Consider the following 18,477-nt stretch of genomic DNA (forward strand, 5'->3'; position numbering starts at 1 on the left):
GGAAGAACGCGTAGGCACGGTCCCATGCGGGGAAGTCCGCGGGCATCGCCCGCCAGGCGATACCGCCCGCGACCAGGTAGCGCACCGCATCCACCATCTGCCGGTGGCAGTAGTCCTCCGGCTGCCCGCCGGGGCCCTCCAACCACCCCGGGACCGGCCTCGCATTCCGCACCACCGCCCACTCCGCGTCGCTCATGTCGGACGGATACCTCGGTCGCCTGTGCGGACGATCCGCGGCATTCCCGAACCGGCAAGCGAGACAATCACACCTCAGGGAAGCCGAGTTGGACGACACCGAAGCAGACTCGGAAGACTGCAGCACCAGGGCCTCCTGTTGCTCGGTTGGATTCGACACCCCCGAGCTGTACGGGGGTGGGCGCTTCCGATGGTGTGTAGATGTGCAGTTCGTCGCTGATGCTGACCGTCCCGTACCGGTCGGCGAACGCCCGGTAGTCCGCGGACAGTTGGAAACCGAGCGCGCCGGGCCCGGGCTCCCACGGGACTGGGACCACTCCGCCCGCAGGCGGCGGCCCGATCACCGAGCCAAGCCGGCCCAGCGACGGACCCGGTGCGGTAGCCGGACCAGGAAGGAGCAGCAGATCCGGGCATGAGGAACCCGGCGTCCCCGCAGCGACATGCGACGACCCGACCCGTACGGCAGCGGGACATTACGGGCAAACCGCCGAGCCACTCACCGACGGCTCACCGCTGACGAATCGAGGTCAGACTTGGCCGCAACCTCCGCATTCGCCGTCGGCGGCTCCGGTGATGCGGGGCCGCCGCGTCGCTGAACCCTGCCCCGGCGGAGCGGGAGCGAGTCGCTCAGCCGCCGATGTATGACCCGGAACCGTACTGCTCGACGTCGCGGCGGTACCGGTCCTGCCAGTGCAGGAATTCGTGGCCATTGCCGCGGAACCTGCGCTGCAGCTCGCGGGGAAGGCCTCCGGTACAGGCTCTGGCCAGTAATTCCACGATCCCGTACGGCAGGACCGTCAATTCGTCCCCGTATACGTACACCGGCCACTCGGCGCTCGACTCGCCCTCGACGCGCCACAGGTAGTAGACACCACCGTCATCCATGCCCCAGTGGATATACGCCTCACCGTCACCCAGATCTTCGGCGATGTACGGCTTGGCAGCAGCCCGGCGAAACGCCCCGGTGATATCCACCATACTGGTGCTGTACTGGTGGCCGGGCGCCTCCGCCGGTGCCGCGATCAGCAGGAAGTCGTCAAGCGACCCGGCGCCGTAGACCGCGAGGAAGTCCAGGTAGTCCGGCGGCAACTGGACCCCCAACGCGGCCTCGGCCTCCGCAACCCCCTGTAGGTCCAGCGCCGCCCCGTCCGCGCTGGCCGGCGATGGCGGGAGAACCCGCCGCAAACGTTCAAGCGCATCGCTTGTCATCGGTTCTCCCCTAATCCGTCGGGCCCGTCGGAACCGGACTCACCGGATTCATTCGATCGTCGAATACACGCCCGAGGTTGTGCCACTGACCGTTCTTGATACTCCAGATCTTGTTCTCAATCAGGACGCTCTCCCTATCGATGCCCCGAGTTCCGTCGCGGTAGACCCCTTGGGCGGTAATCACGAATTCGTACGGGACCGTCCTGTTCCCGGCGTAGTGCGGTGTCACCGTATAGCGGACCACCTGGTGCTTCTTGGCGATCGCGTCGAAGACCTCTCTCTCGAGGTCCTCCATGTGGGGAGTCATCCCTGGGTCCCCGGCCGTGCTGGGAGCGGCGTTCGCCGCCCTGGAACAGGTGGCGAGGTTGTCCAGGTCGGTACCGCTCCCGCTCAGCCGGTTGGCGAGCAGGTGGCAGTTGTTGATCCACTTCGCTGGATCCCCGTTTCCCAGGTAGCGGCTGTAATTCCTGGCCCAGTAGTACCCGGGCGGGCGGGGGTCCTTTTCGGTGCTGCTGCCCTTGTTCGCCGCGAGGTACTCCTCGTCGAGGCAGGCGTTCATCTGGCTCGCCCGGTTCCCGTTCGCGCCGTCACGCTTGCCGAGGTCGACCCATCCCTTGCCACCGCGTCGGCAGTCTTCGGGGTCCGGACGCTCGTCTCCTCCCTCCGGACCGGCGCTCGGTTGGGACCCCGAGGAGGCGGCTGCTTCCTGGATCGTCGTGATCCCGTCGATGGGGAGCTGTTCGCCGTTGCGGTACGCGACGAGCCCTCCGGATGCGAAGACCTCCGGAGCCGGGCCCGCGGCCGCGGTGGGCGCTTGTACCCGTAGCGCCGTGTAGTGCCCGTTGGGTTTGCGAACCAGCCCGTCGTAGGTGAAGGAAGGGCTTGCCAGAGTGGCCGCCCGCGCGGCCGGGAGCCGCCTGACGGCGTCGGGCGTCAGGTACGCGGTTCCCGGGCGCAGGTCGACGGTGGTGCCGGCCTGCTTCCCGTACTCCTTCAGGGCGGAGACCCGTGGCTGCTGGTAGGGGGTGTCGCCAGTGTCGTCGCCCTGGCTCACGGGCCGGCTGCTGGTTTGCGGAGGCGGGGCGGGCGCGTCTCCGCCCTGGTCCATCGCCGCCGCCGGGTTCGACGCAGTGGTGGTGAAGCTCTGGATCACCTGCGCCATCTGCCCGAGCAGTTGCTGGCCCCGGGACTGGAGCTGCTGTGCCTTCGTCTTGAGGTCGGAGGCCTTCGTGTCATTGGCCTTGGAGGCGGCGTCGAGCTGGGAGGACCTGGCGTCGACCTGGGAGGCCTCCTGCCGGATCTGGCTCTCCTCGCCCTGGATCTTGTCCTCCACGGCGTTTTCCTGGTTCTTCTGGGTTTCCAGTCGGCGCGCCTCGGCATCGAAGGTGGCGGCCGCGTTCGCCTCGGCAGGCATCTGGAACGTGTGCGGCTTGGCGTTGTGGGCGGCGATCTCACCGTCCACGGCCTTCGCGCGCTCGTTGTGGCCGCTGATCTCCTGGTTCACCGCGGCGACCCTGGCGTTGAGCGCCGACTTGCTGTCGCGAATGGCGGCGGACTCCTTGGTGATCCGCTCCGCCTCGGCGACCACGTCCTTCTCCTGCTGCGCCAGCTGCGCCGCCTGCCGGTTCGCGTCGTCGATCTCCACCAGGAGGGTCGCCAGGGCGGCTTCGAAGCCCCGGGGCGCCACCAGCGGAACGGGGGCTAGCGTGCCCACCGGTGCCGTGACCGCCGCAGCGCCGGTCGCCGCAATCGTCTGCGCTCCGATGGCGACGATCGGCGCCAGGAGCGCCACCAGCACGAGGTGGACGACGCGGGGCAGCGTCCGCCGGCGGCGCGCGGCCGCCCTGCGCGAGGACGGGGTCATCCGGTCACCTTCCCGGCGAGCTCGTCGGCGATCTTCGAGGCGGTCGACGCACCGTCACCCGCCTGGCAGACGGCGACCTGCACCAGGCTTGCGCCCTTCACCCTCGCCTGGTGGAAGCAGGCCCAGCCCGCGGCGCCGTCCTGCGCCGCGGCCCACACCACGGCGGCCTCTGTAGCGGGGCGCGCCGTGTAGGCCCACTTCGAGCTGCGGCCGGCCTGGTCGGCGACCGTGGCGGACGGGCACTTGGCGAGACCGTCGGTGAGCCTCTGGAGGGCGGTGCCGGCCGTGTCGGTGTCCGGGAAGACCCCGAACGTCTGGTTCACGGTGTAGGCGCCCGTACCCCCGGCATCCTGGTAGGTCGCCGACAGGAACGCCTTCCACGCCTGCCCGTAGACCGACTGCGTCGTCGGCCCCGCCGCGACGGCGCACTCCGACGGCGCCACGGCGAGCGCGGCGTGCGGCCGGTTCGACTGGGGGCCGGCGACCACCGTCGTCCCGGCCAGCCCGCTGACGCTGTCAGCGCTGAGGAGGTCCGCCTGGACGGTCCCCTCGGCTATGTGCGGCGGAAGGCCCGTGGGCTGCTGCGGCCACACCCACCACCCGATGCCGGCCAGCACGAGGCAGGGCACCACCGCGGCCAGCAGCAGCCGCCAGTGGCGCAGTGCCCGAACGCGTCGGCGCGCACTCGGACCCTGTGGACGCGAGGGGCGCGGGGCCGATGCCTGTTGCTGCGGCGCGGACGGCGTGGCCGGGACGGGGGCGGGTGGCGTCGAGGTGCCGGGCGACCCGTTTCGCGCGGGCGGGGCCGAGGAGCCGGGCCGACCGAACTGCGGCGGCACCGCCCTTGGGGTCTGCTGCCAGGTGGGGGGCGCCGGCGCCGCCGGATCCGGGTTCCAGTAGTGCTTTGTCATGCCTTCCTCCCGTGTCGTGGTGTTCCTGCCGGCGCCGTTCGACGCAGCCCCGAATCCGCCTCGGGCAAGGTGTGCCGAAGGCCGGGTAGTCGCTGGACTGGCGACCAGGTGGAGCCGTCATGCGTCGACGAACGGATTCGTGGGTCCGACGGCCGGTCAGCGCTGCCGTACGGTGGCGAACTCGCAGCCGGGGGTGCAGAGGGTGACGATGCCGCTCCAGCTGCTTTGAACGCGGCCGCGCGTCTCGGAGTGGGTCATCGGCTTTTCGCGCAGATTCGGCTTCCGGCACCGTGGGCAGTCCCCTGGCCGGGCCGTTCCCCACGGCTTCGCCGGGTCGAGGGCTCGGAGCGATGGGGCGAACAGAAGTACGGCGATCGCCATGGCGATGATTCCGGCGACGAGTGCGCCGGGATGGCCGGCCTGCTGCCGGTGGAGCATCTCCTGGTAGCTGTACGAGTGCGTCAGCGCGCCGTTGACGAACTCGTCGCAGATGTCGCCCGGCGACATCGTCGTGCCGTTGCACCGGGGCGCCGACGTGTCGCCCGGGTGGCCGGGGTAGACGGCGAAAGCCAGCACGAGGCCGAGGGCGAACAGGGCCAGCAGCACGATGACCGCTATGGCCCGGGACCTTCCTGAACTACGTGACTCCCGCTCCTTGACGGCTCGTTGGATCAACTTGTCCGCAATGCCGGTGGTCCGAGTGGACATGCCGGATCTCCTCCGAGTGCGGTGGTGCTGTGCGGTTGGCGGTGTCGGACGTGCGTCAGCGGTGGCACGAGGAGGCGAGGACGAGGAGCAGGATCGCGATGACGATGAAGGTGAGGCAGCTGTTGCCGCCGTCCGGGTTCTTGGTGTTGGTTTCGACCTGGCCGCCGGGGGCGAGGCCCGCGTGGCGGTCGGCGTAGTGCGCGATCTGCTGCTGCTCACCCTGGGACTCGGTGCCCCAGGACGTCTTGAAGCCGCACTCGCCGCACCGGTAGCGGTATGCCATGTCAGTTCCTCGACTCTCGTGTTCCGATGGTGGGTTGTCCGCTGCGGGCGCCCAGGAGATCAGCGCCAGCGCCAGCAGACGGTGTAGCCGAAGGCCGGGTAGTCGCCGGATCGCCAGTAGGTGGATCCGCTGGTGCCGCAGAACGCGGTGTCGTAGGGGGTGCTGGTGCGTCCGGTGACGTAGACGTTGGATCCGCCGCAGCTGCCGACGTTGGTGAAGGTGGAGCCTGACTTGAGCAGGCATTCGTTGACGGTGGCGTAGCCGGCGTCGTCCGGGTAGTTCATGGACAGGCACAGCAGGACGTCGAGGCCGGAGTGCCCGGCCGTGGGCATCGAACGCCAGTAGTTGTAGTGCGGCCAGTTGTCGCACTTGGTGTGGTCGGAGGTGCCGCGGTAGACCGCCAGGACCTTGAAGTTGCCGGTCTGGCAGGCCTGTGTCGACCAGGCGTCGGCACCGGGGGCCCCGAAGACGCAGTCGCCTTGGCGGGCGTGGTAGGCGGTGCCGCCGGAACTCTGGTAGCTGAGGCACAGGACGCGGTCGTACAGGCTGGACGAGACGCTCTCGTCGCTGTTGGTGACGCTGTCGCAGCTGTTCAGGTCGGTGCTGCCGGCGTTGATCCGTACGACCTTGAACGTCCCGGAGGCGCAGTCGGTGGCGGTCAGGTCGGCGTGGCCGCTGGTGCCGGAGTCGTAGAAGCAGTCGCCGACCTGCGCGGTGCCGATGGGACTGGTCGGCGTCGGGGTCGGTGTCGGCGTCGGTGTCGGTGTCGGGGTCGGGGTCGGGGTCGGGGTCGGTGTGTCCGGGGCGGAGGTGGTCCCCGCTGGTTGGGTGGCGGGCGTCCACGCGGGGCTGTGGGAGGCGTACGGGGTGTAGGAGCTCGCCGCTCGGGCGCTGTCGGCCGCTCCGGAGGCGTCGGCCTCCGAGGAGTGCTGGTTGCTGACGATCACCAGCAGGAGGGCCAGGCCGGCGGCGAGGGCGCCTACCGCCCTGCCGACCTTGGCCGCCGCGGAGGTGGGTGGCTTCGGTGTCCCGGTGATGGTGGGCGGTCGACCGGTGCCCGGTCGGCCAGGAGGCAACCTCGTGTGCCGGGGAGTCCTCGGTGTGGTGCCGGTGGACGCGCCGACTGCGGCCGAGGCAAGTCGCTCGGCCCACACATCGGGGGCCGGTCGTCGCGCCGGGTCGGGGTCGAGCGAGGCGCGGGCCAGGTCACCGAGTGCGGGACTGATCGCGCCGAGGGCGGCGGGCTCGGTGGCGGTCTGGTCGCGGGCGAAGATGCGGACGGCGAGCAGGGCGAGTTTGTAGACGTCGCTTGCCCGGGTGGCCCGCTCCTCGCCTGCGGGGACCTGCCAGTCGGGGGTCTCGGCCTGCGGCAGTACGGTCGCGCCGTGCAGGCGCATGGCGTCGCAGTCGATCAGGAAGCACGCGGGCTCGGGCGCCAGGCTGAAGAGCAGATTCTTCGGGGAGACGTCGCCCACGGCGATGCCCAGCCGGTGCAGTCGGTCCATGGTGGCAGCCAGGTCGGCGAGCAGGAGCAGCCGGTGCCGGTCGCTGACCGCCAGTCCGATCCCGGCGACGTAGGCGTCGTCGTTGAGGAGGTACTCCGTGCTGGCCAGCCGCCGCGACCCGGTGTTCGCGCTGGTCAGTGTCCGGAGCATGAAGTGGAAGCGGTCGGGCACGGCGCGCATGAGGAACCCGCAGGCCTGTCCCTGGCGCTGGACCACGGCGGCCGGCCACGCGGTCTTCTCGCAGAGCCAGCGCCCCTGTGCTCCGGTGAGCCGGCCGGGCAGGGCCGCGGCCGCGTCGAGCGCGGCGGCGTCGAGCTGGGGCAGGACGGAGGGGCTGTACTCCTTGTAGACGATCTCCCAGCCGCCGTCGGCAGCGCCCTCGTTGATGCGCTTGTTGAGCACCTGGTGGACGGAGCCCTGGCCGCCCTGCCCGAGTTGGTGACCCAGGGCCAGGGCGGCGACGTCGACCGGGGCTGCGGGGTCGGTGCTCACCGCGGCTGCGCCTCGTTCCGGGGCCAGAGGGCCAGCAGGGTGCGGTCGTCGTCGAAGGTCTCCCGGGTGAAGTCCAGTACGTGCCCGAGCCACAGCGGTGGCGGTGGCGTGCTGAGGTGCTGGGCGAAGTGCGCGCCGACCCGGCCGTCGCCCTCCCCGAGCGGGTCGCCGAAGCCGTCCGTGCCGACCAGCAGCGTCCAGGGCGCCTCCAGCCGTCCGGTGGCCGTTTCGAGCCGGTCGGGGATCAGGGGCAGCGGGGACACCTCGTTGGTGACCAGCAGGGTGTCCGATCCGGTCTTCGAGCCGAACAGCGGCCGGTAGCGTCCTTCGGCTCGATCGAGGATCCAGGCTCCGGAGTCACCGATCCGGAAGAGCTCGACGCTCAGGCCCTTGGCGGTGGGGCGGACCGCGCCGGCGACCAGGGTGGTCGCATACAGGCGGGCCACCTCGGCGGGGCCCGGCTCTGTGACGCCCAGCCGCCATTGCGCGAGCTGCCGCAGCCGTTCGGCGGCGTGCGCGGCGACGTTGGCGGGGTCGAGCGGCCCCGGTGTCCGGTCGAGCAGGTGCAGGATCCGCTCGACAGCGGCCCGGCAGGCCTCGACGGCGCCCTGGTGCGACTCGGAGGCGCTGGAGACGCCGTCGGCGACGGCGAACACGATGCTGTCGGTGGCCTCGTGCACGGCCGCACGGGCCGCGTCCTGGCGCGGCTGGCGGTAGTAGCGGTGCTTGGCGCCGCGTACCGAGGCGAACCGCAGGGTGAGAGCGTCCGTGGACCAGCCCTCGCACTCGCTGTCGGGGAAGTCGAAGGCGTACTGGCTGGGTGGGCGGGCCTCGAACTCCATGCCCGCAACGCCCACCGTGATCCGCTGCCACGGCGCCGGACCCGGTTCGGACGGCGCTGAGGGCGGAGCCTGGGAAGGAGGTGGCGGTGGCGGCGTGAGCGGGCCGGGCGCGGGTGCCGGGTGGGCCGGGTTCTCCCGGTGGACCGGTGTCACAGGCCGACCTCGTCGATGGCCATGGTGAACTGGTCCGGGCGGTTCACGACCAACTGCGGATTGGTCGAGTTCAGAGCGTGCCCCGATGCCACCAGGCTCGCGGTGAGGGAGTGGAAGAACTCCGAGATCGCACGTCCGACGTCGGCACCGGACTTGGCGATGAAGGCGAACTGGGGACGGGTAGCGACATCGACCATGGTCTGCGCCTGAGCGTCGCCGATACCGCAGGCGATGATGTTCGGGGCGGCCGGGGTCTGGCTCCGGTCGGTCAGGGCAGCGTGCGGCCTGCGCCAGGCGGTTCCGTCGGTGGGCAGGCCGTCGCTGAGGAAGAAGACCACCGGGCGGTGCACCTTGTAGCCCTCGCCGCGGAGCCACTGCACATCCGAGGGGATCCGCTGCAGCAGGTCGTCGAAGACGGCCCGGTAGTTGGTCACCCCGCGGATCGCCACCTGGGGCACGGTGGTCTCGGTGCGCATGTCGGCCACCGCGAGCCGGACCTGTACGTCGTCGGAGAAGCCCAGCACGGCCAGCCGGAGCTTGGCCGCGATCATCGGCTCCGCGCGCAACCCCTCGCACAGGGACGCCACGCCGCCCCCCAGTTCGCTCTGGTACGGCGCCATCGAGCCCGACTCGTCGGCCACCACGTAGGCCGGCAGCAGGACGCCCTTCGTCTCCGCCATCAGAAATCCGCCTCCTTCACTTCCACGCACGGATGTTGCGGGCGTGTCCGCTGGGGCCGCAGGCAGGTCCGCCAGGGCCGCAGGACTGGTGGCCCGCACCGCTGATGCTGGCGTTTCTCCGGGGAAGTGCACAGGTCAAAGCACTGGCCATAGATGACCAGTTGTCAGGGTAGGCTCACGCCTGTTCCGGATCGTGGGGAGAAGGGCCAGGCTGTGGCGGAGACGCTCGGGGCGTTAGTGCGCCGCCTGCGGAAGCAGGCCGGCATGACGCAGTTTCAGCTGGCGGAGCGTGCCCAGTTGGGCGAACGTACGATCGGCAGGATCGAGAACGACAAGCCCTTCGACCACCGCCTCGGAACCGTCGCACGACTTGCGGACGCGCTGGAGGCCGGCCCCGAGGACCGCCAGCGGCTGACGGCGGCGCTCGGCGGCGCCGAGGAGATACCACCGCAGGAGCCGCTCGACCCCCCGTCCGCACCGGCGCGGGCGCACGGCCCGCTTGCCGACGCCGCCGACGAGTTGGCCAGGGAGAGCAAGCGACGCTGGCGGCGCGAGGAGGCCCAGCACCGGGTGCACCATCCTTTCGCGCTGCCGGTGCGTTGGCGGCAGGTACCCGCGGGAGTGTCCGACCGGTCGGAGAACACCCAGCGCCTGGCCCCGGGCGACACCTCGTCCGACGTGGACCTGAGCGGCGACCTACGCCGCGTGGCCGAGGTCTACCGGCGGATCCGGTCCGGGCGGCTGGTGGTTCTGGGCCGTGCCGGCTCGGGCAAGTCGATCATGGCGGTCCGGTTCGCCCTGGACCTGCTGGACGCCCGGGCACGGTCCGAGCGGGTGCCGGTGATCTTCAGCCTCGGCTCCTGGGACCCGACCGCCGTCGCCCTGCGCGACTGGCTGATCGACCGGCTGCTGCGCGACTACCCGCATCTGGCCCGCCGGGTCCCGAGCGGGAAGTCGCTCGCCGCGGACCTCCTCGACGACGATCTCATCCTGCCGGTCCTCGACGGATTCGACGAGATCGCGAAGGGCTTACGCGGCGAGGCGCTCGATGCGCTCAACCTCTCCCCGCTGCCGCTCGTCCTGACCAGCCGTCAGGGCGAGTTCGCCGAAGCGGTCCGGTCGGAACACGCACCGCTCGCCTCGGCCGTCGTCCTCGAGCTGTGCGACCTGACCCTCGACGACCTGCGCAACTACCTGCCCCGGACCGATCCGGCGTTCCCGGACCCTCCCGGCCCCGACGGGCCCGGCGCGACCTGGGACACCGTCCTGGACGAAGCGCAGCTCACGGAGAGCGCGGGGGGCGCGAACCTCGCCGCCGCCCTGAGCACCCCGCTGATGATCGCCCTCGCCCGGACGATGTACAGCGACACCCCCGATCGCAAACCGGGCGAACTACTGGACACCACCCGGTTCCCCGACCCGCACGCCATCGAGGAACACCTCCTCGCGGGCTTCGTCCCCACCGTCTACCGGCGCCGCGCCCCCGAACGGCTCGACAACGGCCGTCCCCACCGTGCGCAGTGGGACCCGGAGCGTGCCCAGCGGTGGCTCGGTTACCTCGCCCATCACCTGGTGCGGCTCGACCGCGAGCGACAGGACCTCGCCTGGTGGGAACTGGGCACCAGCATGCGCCGCTCCTCGCGCACGCTCATCATCGGATTCCTGGCGGGACTGGCCTTCGGCGTCACGACCGCCATCGGGAACCTACCGGTGGACCTGGTCGCGACCTCGCACGGGCTCAGGTTCGCGATCGTGCGCGGACTGGTGGTCGGGCTCCTGCACGGACTCGCGGCCGGACTGCTCTTCGGGCTCGTGTATTGGTACGCCTCCGAGCGCGAGGCCTTCAAGCCCTCTCCCGTACGCATCAAGCTCTCGGGCGGGACCAGGCAGACACGTGGGAACGCCCGCGCCAGGTTCATGGTCGGGCTGGGCTGCGGGCTGGCTGCCATGGCCATGTTGGTCCTCATCGACGAGGGCGTGGTCGCACCGCTCGGGCTCGGGGACGGCCAGAGCGGCGACGGACTCATGACCGGACTCGTATTCATACCCGCGATCGCTCTCGCGACCGGGCTCGTGTTCGCCCTGATAGCCCTGCTCGAAGCTCCCGTCAGAACCGAGTCCGTCGTCAGCCCCGCCGACCTGCTGGACATAGACCGCCGCAATGTGGCCTTCCACCTTGTCACCTGGGCACTCGTGATCGGACTCGAAGTCGGGCTTCTCAACGGGATCGTGTACGGGCCTGTGCGCGGACTCGAAGTCGGCACCGTGTTCGGACTCGAAGCCGCCTTCGGAGCCGGGCTCGGGTACGGGCTCAGCCTGACCGCCTGGGGTCAGTGGGTGGCCCTGTCCCGCATCTGGCTACCGCTGACCGGGCGACTGCCCTGGGCACTGATCGCCTTCCTGGACGACGCCCACCAACGCGGTGTGCTCCGCCAGGTCGGCGCGGTGTACCAGTTCCGCCACGCCCGGATCCAGAGCCACCTGAGCCGGGCCTTCCAGGAGCGTCACGAGCCCCACCGACGGGGACCGTCAGGCAGCAGGGACCCGGCCCGGGCCACATGACCAGGACGCATGCGCGGTCCCCGGGATCCGCGCCAATCGTTCAAGCACCGATGCAGACGTGCAGTGGAGGGTGACCATGAGTGCCAGGTACGGTGCGCGAAGCACACGGATGCGGACCGTCGTCGCGGTGGCGACGGTATGGGGAGCCGCGAGCGCAATCGTGGGCGTCCTCGGGACCGGAACCGCAGCCGCGCAGCCGGCCTCACCCACGCTGAGGTACACCTGTAATTTCCCGACGATCGGCGGCCAGCCCATCACCGCGAGGATATCCACGGACATCCCCACGTCGATCGCGGTCGGCGAGTCCAGTCCGCCGTTCGCCATCAAGGCGGCGGCCACGGTGGACGCGTCCTTCACCTTCGGGCTCCGCTACATCCTCGGTGTGAGGATCATGGAGGGCTCCCTGGACGCCGAGACCACCGTCACCGCGCCCCAGGGCGAGATCGGCATCCCCGTGCACCTCACCATCACCAGGACCAGCATCCCGGCATCCGGTTCCTTCGACATCCCGGCGACCGGCACCGCACCCACGCTCACCTTCACCAAACCGGGCAGTGCGAGGATCACCGCCGGCAACTTCACCCTGCACCTCGTGCCGGAGGACGCGAACGGCAACATCACCAGCCCGGGCAGGACCAACGTGCCATGCACGCTGAACACCGGACAGGACAACGTCGTGACGACGTTCGACATCACGGCGCCGAGGACGACGACCGGCCCGGCCGCCACGGGAACGCCCGGCACCCCCAGCGCAGGCAGGCCAACAGCCCCGGCTGCCGCCACACCCACCGGCCCCACCGGCTCACCCGCGTCCGACGGCTCCGGCACCGCGACCGCCACGCAGAGCCCCACCAGCGACGGCTCCGGCACCGCGGCCGCCGTGCCCGCCAGTGCTGCGACGCCGGACCCGACGAGATCCACGATCAATGCTGCGGCGACGACTACCGCCACGACCGGCGGCGGCCAGGGCACCGGCAGCGTGATCCTCCTGCTGGCGGGCGTCCTTGCCGCAGCCACAGCGACAGCCGCAGCCGCCTTCCGCTTCGGCCCGCAGCTGAAGCGCCGACGCGCGTCCGGCCACCGCTACTGAACCTCCCCGGGTTCGGTGGAGATCTCAGCTCAGGCCTTCGACGATGTATCCCTCGTCTGGCTACTGCTGCGCCGTGGAAGTTCCACCGACGGACGCTGGACGTAACCGCGGCGCAGGACGTCAGTAGCTGTCGTAGCCGGGCTTACCGTTCGGCCGGTAGACGCCGATGACGGTGCCGCCCTTCGTCGCCGAGACACTGACCGGCTCCAGCGCGGTAGGGATCGCTCCGTCGGCGAACAGGCGCTTGCCGGTACCGATGATCACCGGGTGGATGGTCAGCCGGTACTCGTCGACGAGGCCGTGCTGCATGAGGGTCTGGGCGAGGTTGCCGCTGCCCACGACGTTGATGTTGCCGCCGTCGGACGCCTTCAGCTTGCGTACGGCATCGACGATGTCGCTCTCCAGCAGCGTGGAGTTCTGCCACTCGACGGACGTCAGGGTCCGAGACGCCACGTACTTGTGCATGCTGTTCATCCGATCGGTGAACGGGTTCTCGGGATCGGCGGTTGGCCAGTACGACGCGAAGATCTCGTACGTCTTGCGGCCGAGCAGCATCGCGTCGGAGTGCTCGTACCAACCGGCGATGGCCGTGCCGACCTCGTCGTCGGCGACCGGCTTCTGCCAGCCGCCGTGCTTGAAGCCACTCCCAGCGTCCTCGTCCGGACCGCCCGGCGCCTGCATGACGCCGTCGAGCGTCAGGAACGTGCAGACGATGATCTTGCGCATGGTGTGCTCCCTTCGTCGATGGGTAGTCCGTGCAACCGCCGGAAACTCGTCGGCGCCGCGGCGCAGCACCAGTCTGCGGCCATGACGGAGAACCCCGGGTTCGGCGCGCTGCTGGCGTCGTTACTGGACCTCGGAGGGCTCAGCGCGCAGACGTTGGCCGACCCTGCTGGGGTGACCGCAGGCCCTGCGTACCCACCGGCAACGGACTCGTCATCTACGGCCTGTGGGAGTCGGGAGCAGGCCATGCAGAAGTTCGTGACTCCTCCCCGCCCTGAAGGGACGGGGAGGAGTCACGGTGCGAGGAAGGACGGCAGTGGCAAGCCGATGGCCCGAGGTCGCTGGGCAAGGTGCACTCTGCCGCCGCCCCGTGCGTCTGGCCGGGCCGGGAAGCGGTCGCGCCCTAGCGTGAGTCCGGAACGATCCGGGCGAACCGTCGCCTGGATCCCGTCTTGCGGAGGAACCTCAGCCATGACCGTCACCGGCCCCGAACTCACCGGGGACTACGTCCTTGACCCCGCCCACACCCGGATCGGCTTCGTCGCCCGCCACGCCATGGTGACCAAGGTCCGCGGCGCGTTCCACCAGTTCGAGGGCACCGCCCGTCTGGACGGCACCGATCCGACCCGATCCACCGCCCAGGTGGTGATCAAGGCCGAGAGCATCGACACCGGCGTCGAACAGCGCGACCAGCACCTGCGTACCAACGACTTCCTGGACGCCCCCAACTTCCCCGACATCACCTTCCGCACCACCGCGGTCGAGCCCCGCTCCGACACCGAGTACCGGGTCACCGGCGACCTCACCATCAAGGACACCACCCGCCCGGTCACCATCGACTTCGAGTACGGCGGCAACGCCGTCGACCCCTACGGCAACCTGCGGGTCGGCCTGGAAGGATCGGTGACCATCTCCCGCAAGGAGTTCGGCGTGACCTGGAACGCGGCGCTGGAAGGCGGCGGCGTTCTGGTCGGCGACAAGGTCGTCCTGGAATTCGACATCTCCGCGATCAAGCAGAGCTAGCAGCCCGGGACCGGCCGCCGCACCCGGTCGGAGGCGGCACCGCACAGGAAGCGACCATGCGGCGCGCGGACCGTGGCCGCCGGGTCGGATGCCGTCCGCACCCGCTCGGCAAACGTCGTGCGGGTGCGGACGGAACTCGGCGATGAGGCCGTCGATGAGGCCCTTGATCTCGTCCCTCACCACCTGCGACTGCGAGCACTGCACCATCGCCTGGCCATCTGGGCGGGCTGACGCAGGTCGTGCCGTTCGAGCTCGTCGACGCGGTCCTGGAGGAGACCGGCTGTGTGCGGCGCCGGCTGCGTGACCTGCCCTCGCGAGTCGGGGTCTACTTCCTGCTGGCGATGTGCCTGTTCCCGGAGGTCGGCTACCGGCTGGGGTGTCGGCCTGGACGTCGCCGGGCCGACCGCGAAGGCTCTGCGTGACCTGCGGCGCCGGGTCGGCCCGGCACCGGTCCGCCGCCTGTTCGAGGTCCTGACCGGGCCGCTTGCGCAACCGGCCACGCCCGGGGTGCGGTTCGGACGTTTCCGGACGGTCTCGTCAGTCCGCCCCGCGAGCGTCCGAGCCCGTGGTCGCCAGGCTCGGAGAACACACGGCCCGGTGGCTCGACCTGCCCAAGCCCAAATAGTCGACCGGTCGGCTACACTTTTCTCGAGAGGCCGAGTTGGACTCCAAGCCACTGACAGGAGACAGACATGCCATCGATCTTGATCGTGCTGACCGGTGCCCGGCACTGGACGCTGAAGGACGGCACCGCGCACCCGACGGGGTTCTGGGGGGAGGAGTTCATCGAGTCGCACCGGGCCTTCACCGCGGCCGGCGCCCGGGTCACGCTGGCCACGCCCGGAGGGGTGCGGCCGATCGTGGACGAGCTGAGCCTGGCCCCGGCGATGAACGGCGGCGACGAGGCCAAGGTCGCCGGCTTCCGCGCCTACCTCGCCGAGGTCGACGGGTTCCTCGCCGCGCCCCGGCGGCTGGAAGACATCAATCCCGCGGACTACGACGCCGTGTTCGTGCCCGGCGGCCACGGACCGATGCAGGACCTGGCCGTCAGCGACACGCTCGGCCGACTGCTGGTCTCGCTGCTCGACACTCCCGGCAAGGTGGTGGCCTCGGTCTGCCACGGCCCGGCCGGCTTCCTCCCCGCCCACCGCGCCGACGGCAGCTGGGCCTTCGACGGCCGGCACCTGACCGCGTTCACCAACGACGAGGAAACCCAGGCCGGCTTCGCGGACAAGGCCCCCTGGCTGCTGGAGGACCGGCTGCGCGCGGCCGGCGCCAGGTTCGACGCCGGCGCCTCGTGGGGCAGCCACGTCATCGTCGACGGCAACCTGGTGACCGGACAGAACCCCGGCTCCACCGTCGCCGCCGCCCACCGCGTGCTCGACCTGCTCGCCTGACCACACCCATGGTGACGCGATCGCCCGCGGCGCGAGCAACCCCGCTCGCGCCGCGGGCGATCCCTGCCCAGCGCACCGATCGGCACCACCACCGCCACACCAGCCGGAACGCCTCACCACACCAGTGGCGAGCAGGTGCGCCGCCCCGACACCATGACCGGCTGGGCCAGAACCCGGATCAGTGAGCTGTTCGACCCGCAGTACCCCATCGTGCAGGGCCCGTTCGGCGGTGGGGTCTCCACGGTCACGCTCGCCACGGCGGTGTCCAACGCCGGTAGTCCGGGCTCCTTCGGTGGTCACCACCTGCAGCCCGACCAGCCCGACGCCACAACCGGTGCGCTTGCGGCGGCGACCCGCCGGCCGTTCGCGGTCAACCCGTGGGTGCCCACCGCCGACCAGCCGCGCGGCATCGACGAGGAAACCTTCCAGGCCGCGCCCGCCCGGCTGCGCCCCGGTACGACGCGCTGGGCGCGGACCTGCCGGAACACCGCCCCCAGACGCTGCCGGACTTCGACGAACAGGTCGAGGTCGTGCTCGAACACCGACCACGCGTGTTCCGCTTCGTCTTCGGCACCCCCAGCGCGCGAGTGCTCGCCGAGTGCCGCCGCCGCGGGATCATCACCGTGGGCGCGGCGACCAGACCTCGACGAAGGGCGCGCACTGGAAGCAGGCGGCGTCGATTCGGCACGGCGTTCCCGGCCACCGAGCAATCCGCGGCACCGGCGGTGCACCGGGAGGTCCTGCACCCGCGCCCGGTACAGACGGCTCCCACGCGTTCTCGGGCCGGCACGGCCGCGGCATCCGCCACGGCTTCCTCGACGCACTCGCGACCGCGACCGCGTTCCGACCGATCCCAGGCGCGGGCGGCCGGGATCGGTCAGTACGGCTGTCCCCCGTCACGGGTGAACCCGGCCCTGCTCCGCTTCCCCGCCGCGCTCCGGTCCCGATAGGAAGATCACCGAGCGTGACCACCTGACGGGAGCGGGCGGCACATGGGCAACAGTCGGATCGGATCTGTGATGCGGGCGGGCGTAGATCGGGACAGCGGCCGCCCCTTGTACTCGGCGTGCAGAGCACACCATCGGCATCAGCGGCCAGCCGCGCTGACCGCAGTGCGCAGCGTCAGGTGGGCGACGTCGTGAGCACCACGTTGTACGAGGCGGTCGAGTCCGAAGGTGAAGGACACGAGCGGTACGGGTTTTTGAGGAGCAGGTCGAGCTTGTCGGCCCAGGCGTCGTCGTCCTCCGCCAGGGTCTCTGTGGGGAGGGTGAGGCGTGGCGGCCGGCTTCCGGCTGGAGTGCGCGGGCGTAGGCGCGGCGGGCGTCCGGGGTGACGGGGACGGGGTTGGGGGCGAAGAGGTTGACGCCGAACACCGCGCTGCTGGCGCGGACTTGGGTGATCTGGGCGGCGAGGTCGGCGGGGTCTTGCAGCCGCCGACGAGGAAGCCGAGTCCTCCGGCCCGGGCTGCGGCCTGGACGAGGGCGGGGGTGCTGGGGCCGCCGGCCGTCGGGGCGGCCCACACGGGCCGGTCGGTGTCGATGACGGTCAGGTCACCGGGCATGGCGTGACTCTCCACGTTCAGGCGGTGGGGGTGTGGTGGGTGAGGTGGTGGGGGAACCGTACGCAGCAGGCGGCCGCGGCGCAGGCGGCGGCGAGCACCAGGGCGGCGCCGAGCAGGAGTGCGGAGTGGTAGCCGTTGCGCAGCAGCGGTGCGGCCAGCAGGGGGCCGAGGATCTGGCCGAGGCTGTAGCCGGTGGTGAGTAGGGCGATGGCGCGTGGGATGCGCAGATGGGTGCCGATGGCGAGGGCCATGGTGCTCACGCCCATGAAGGTGGCGCCGAACAGGATGGCGGCGGCGAGCGCGGGGACGCTGCCGGCGGACAGGGCGGGCAGGGCGATGCCGACGGCCTGGAGGGCCAGGGAGATCGTCAGCAGGGCCGGGCGGGACATGCGGCGGGCCAGGCGCATCCACAGGGCGCACGAGGGCAGCGCGGCCAGGCCGACCACGATCCAGGCGCCGCTGCTGATCCAGCCGGGTGCACCCTGCTGGAGGGCGGCGACCAGGAAGGTCCCGGCGATGATGTAGCCGATGCCTTCCAGGAGGTAGCTGGCCAGCAGGGCGGTGAACCAGCGCCGGGTGCGCGGCCGTTCGGCCGGCGCCGTGGCGGCGGGAGCCGCGGCGCGGGGCGCCAGGCCCCAGGCGGCGGCGGTGAGCAGCGCGGTGAGCGCGGCGCAGGCCGACCAGGCCGCCTGCCAGGAGCCGGCCTGCTGCACCGCCACCACCGTCAGCCCGGAAAGGGCTATTCCCGCGCCGACCCCGCCGAAGGCCCAGCCGGTCATGTGCTCGGCGTGCGCGGCGAGCCCTGCCAGCATGGCGCTCGTCGCGATCATGAAGACGAGGGCGCTGGCCGCGCCCGCTGTCAGCCGCAGCGCCCGCCATGCGCCGTCGTCGTGGGTCAGGGGCATCAGGGCGAGGGACGCCGTCAGGACCAGCAGCCCGGCACGCAGGGTGGTCGCCGACCGTAGTAGCGCGGGGGCGGTGATGCCGAGCAGGGCGCCTGCCAGGTAGCCGAGGTAGTTCGCGGTGGCCAGCGAGGCCCCCAGGCTGTCCGACATCCCGGCCTGGGCGTGCATGAGCGGCATGATCGGCGTGTACGCGAACCGGCCCACACCCATCGCGGCGGCCAGGGCCGCCGCGCCGCGCAGCACGGTCGGCCACGGGGAGCCGGCCCGCGCTGTGGCGCGGGTGTGGTTGGGCTGTGCGAGCTCCTGTTTCATGGCCACTTTCTTTCGCGGTCATCCCCGTGCGCAAGGCTTCCCTCTCGACGCTAGGCGGCGCG

At 71.0% G+C, this 18,477-nt stretch carries 16 protein-coding genes and 1 pseudogene; 6 read left to right on the forward strand and 11 right to left on the reverse strand.

Translation table 11 applies throughout. The features are described 5' to 3' along the window. Positions 1-22: 22 nt before the first annotated feature. The 9 genes and pseudogenes from OG871_RS00505 to OG871_RS00545 all read right to left on the reverse strand — a co-directional run. A pseudogene (locus OG871_RS00505) lies at positions 23-196 on the reverse strand (transposase); the annotation flags it as partial. A gap of 626 nt (positions 197-822) precedes the next feature. Continuing rightward, positions 823-1,404: an SMI1/KNR4 family protein gene (locus OG871_RS00510; RefSeq protein WP_371493496.1), complete on the reverse strand. Its 582-nt coding sequence runs from the start codon at positions 1,402-1,404 to the stop codon at positions 823-825. 10 nt (positions 1,405-1,414) lie between these two features. Beyond that, complete coding sequence (locus OG871_RS00515) at positions 1,415-3,268, reverse strand: DNA/RNA non-specific endonuclease (RefSeq protein WP_371493498.1); 1,854 nt, start codon at positions 3,266-3,268, stop codon at positions 1,415-1,417. Next, positions 3,265-4,179 carry a sensor domain-containing protein gene (locus OG871_RS00520; RefSeq protein WP_371493499.1) on the reverse strand — a complete coding sequence of 305 codons (915 nt, stop codon included), beginning with the start codon at positions 4,177-4,179 and terminating at the stop codon, positions 3,265-3,267. The genes OG871_RS00515 and OG871_RS00520 overlap by 4 nt, the downstream gene beginning before the upstream one ends. Positions 4,180-4,335: 156 nt before the next feature. After that, positions 4,336-4,887 (reverse strand): hypothetical protein, encoded by a 552-nt coding sequence (locus OG871_RS00525; protein WP_371493500.1) that lies wholly within the window; start codon positions 4,885-4,887, stop codon positions 4,336-4,338. A gap of 55 nt (positions 4,888-4,942) precedes the next feature. After that, positions 4,943-5,170 (reverse strand): hypothetical protein, encoded by a 228-nt coding sequence (locus tag OG871_RS00530; protein WP_371493501.1) that lies wholly within the window; start codon positions 5,168-5,170, stop codon positions 4,943-4,945. A 59-nt stretch (positions 5,171-5,229) separates the two neighbouring features. Then, a complete protein-coding gene (locus OG871_RS00535; protein WP_371493502.1) occupies positions 5,230-7,167 on the reverse strand; it encodes a hypothetical protein in 1,938 nt (645 codons plus the stop codon). After that, the gene (locus tag OG871_RS00540) at positions 7,164-8,009 is read right to left on the reverse strand and encodes a protein phosphatase 2C domain-containing protein (protein ID WP_371493503.1); all 846 of its coding nucleotides are present in this window, start codon (positions 8,007-8,009) and stop codon (positions 7,164-7,166) included. Before OG871_RS00540 ends, OG871_RS00535 begins: the two co-directional genes overlap by 4 nt. A 149-nt stretch (positions 8,010-8,158) precedes the next feature. After that, the gene (locus OG871_RS00545; RefSeq protein ID WP_371493504.1) at positions 8,159-8,842 is read right to left on the reverse strand and encodes a hypothetical protein; all 684 of its coding nucleotides are present in this window, start codon (positions 8,840-8,842) and stop codon (positions 8,159-8,161) included. A 153-nt stretch (positions 8,843-8,995) separates the two neighbouring features. Here OG871_RS00545 and OG871_RS00550 point away from each other — a divergent pair, with 153 nt between their 5' ends. Both OG871_RS00550 and OG871_RS00555 read left to right on the forward strand, forming a co-directional pair. Continuing rightward, positions 8,996-11,404, forward strand: coding sequence for a helix-turn-helix transcriptional regulator (locus OG871_RS00550; protein WP_371493505.1), 2,409 nt, complete (start codon positions 8,996-8,998; stop codon positions 11,402-11,404). Positions 11,405-11,480: 76 nt separating this feature from the next. Then, positions 11,481-12,494 carry a DUF6801 domain-containing protein gene (locus tag OG871_RS00555; protein ID WP_371493506.1) on the forward strand — a complete coding sequence of 338 codons (1,014 nt, stop codon included), beginning with the start codon at positions 11,481-11,483 and terminating at the stop codon, positions 12,492-12,494. 120 nt (positions 12,495-12,614) lie between these two features. On the opposite strand, the gene OG871_RS00560 is transcribed toward OG871_RS00555, so the two are convergent. Then, on the reverse strand, positions 12,615-13,220 hold the full coding sequence (locus tag OG871_RS00560; protein ID WP_371493507.1) for a dihydrofolate reductase family protein: 606 nt from the start codon (positions 13,218-13,220) through the stop codon (positions 12,615-12,617). A 468-nt stretch (positions 13,221-13,688) separates the two neighbouring features. Here OG871_RS00560 and OG871_RS00565 point away from each other — a divergent pair, with 468 nt between their 5' ends. The 4 genes from OG871_RS00565 (at position 13,689) to OG871_RS00580 (ending at position 16,543) form a co-directional block, all read left to right on the forward strand. Next, positions 13,689-14,240: a YceI family protein gene (locus OG871_RS00565; RefSeq protein ID WP_371493508.1), complete on the forward strand. Its 552-nt coding sequence runs from the start codon at positions 13,689-13,691 to the stop codon at positions 14,238-14,240. Positions 14,241-14,479: 239 nt separating this feature from the next. Next, positions 14,480-14,662 (forward strand): transposase domain-containing protein, encoded by a 183-nt coding sequence (locus tag OG871_RS00570; RefSeq protein ID WP_371493509.1) that lies wholly within the window; start codon positions 14,480-14,482, stop codon positions 14,660-14,662. Positions 14,663-14,932: 270 nt separating this feature from the next. Continuing rightward, a complete protein-coding gene (locus OG871_RS00575) occupies positions 14,933-15,637 on the forward strand; it encodes a type 1 glutamine amidotransferase domain-containing protein (RefSeq protein WP_371493511.1) in 705 nt (234 codons plus the stop codon). A gap of 153 nt (positions 15,638-15,790) precedes the next feature. After that, positions 15,791-16,543, forward strand: coding sequence for a nitronate monooxygenase (locus OG871_RS00580; protein ID WP_371503185.1), 753 nt, complete (start codon positions 15,791-15,793; stop codon positions 16,541-16,543). A 672-nt stretch (positions 16,544-17,215) separates the two neighbouring features. On the opposite strand, the gene OG871_RS00585 is transcribed toward OG871_RS00580, so the two are convergent. After that, positions 17,216-18,415, reverse strand: a complete 1,200-nt coding sequence (locus tag OG871_RS00585) for a YbfB/YjiJ family MFS transporter (protein WP_371493512.1) — start codon at positions 18,413-18,415, stop codon at positions 17,216-17,218. Positions 18,416-18,477 lie beyond the last annotated feature (62 nt).

The organism is Kitasatospora sp. NBC_00374 (assembly GCF_041434935.1).
Taxonomy (GTDB): domain Bacteria; phylum Actinomycetota; class Actinomycetes; order Streptomycetales; family Streptomycetaceae; genus Kitasatospora.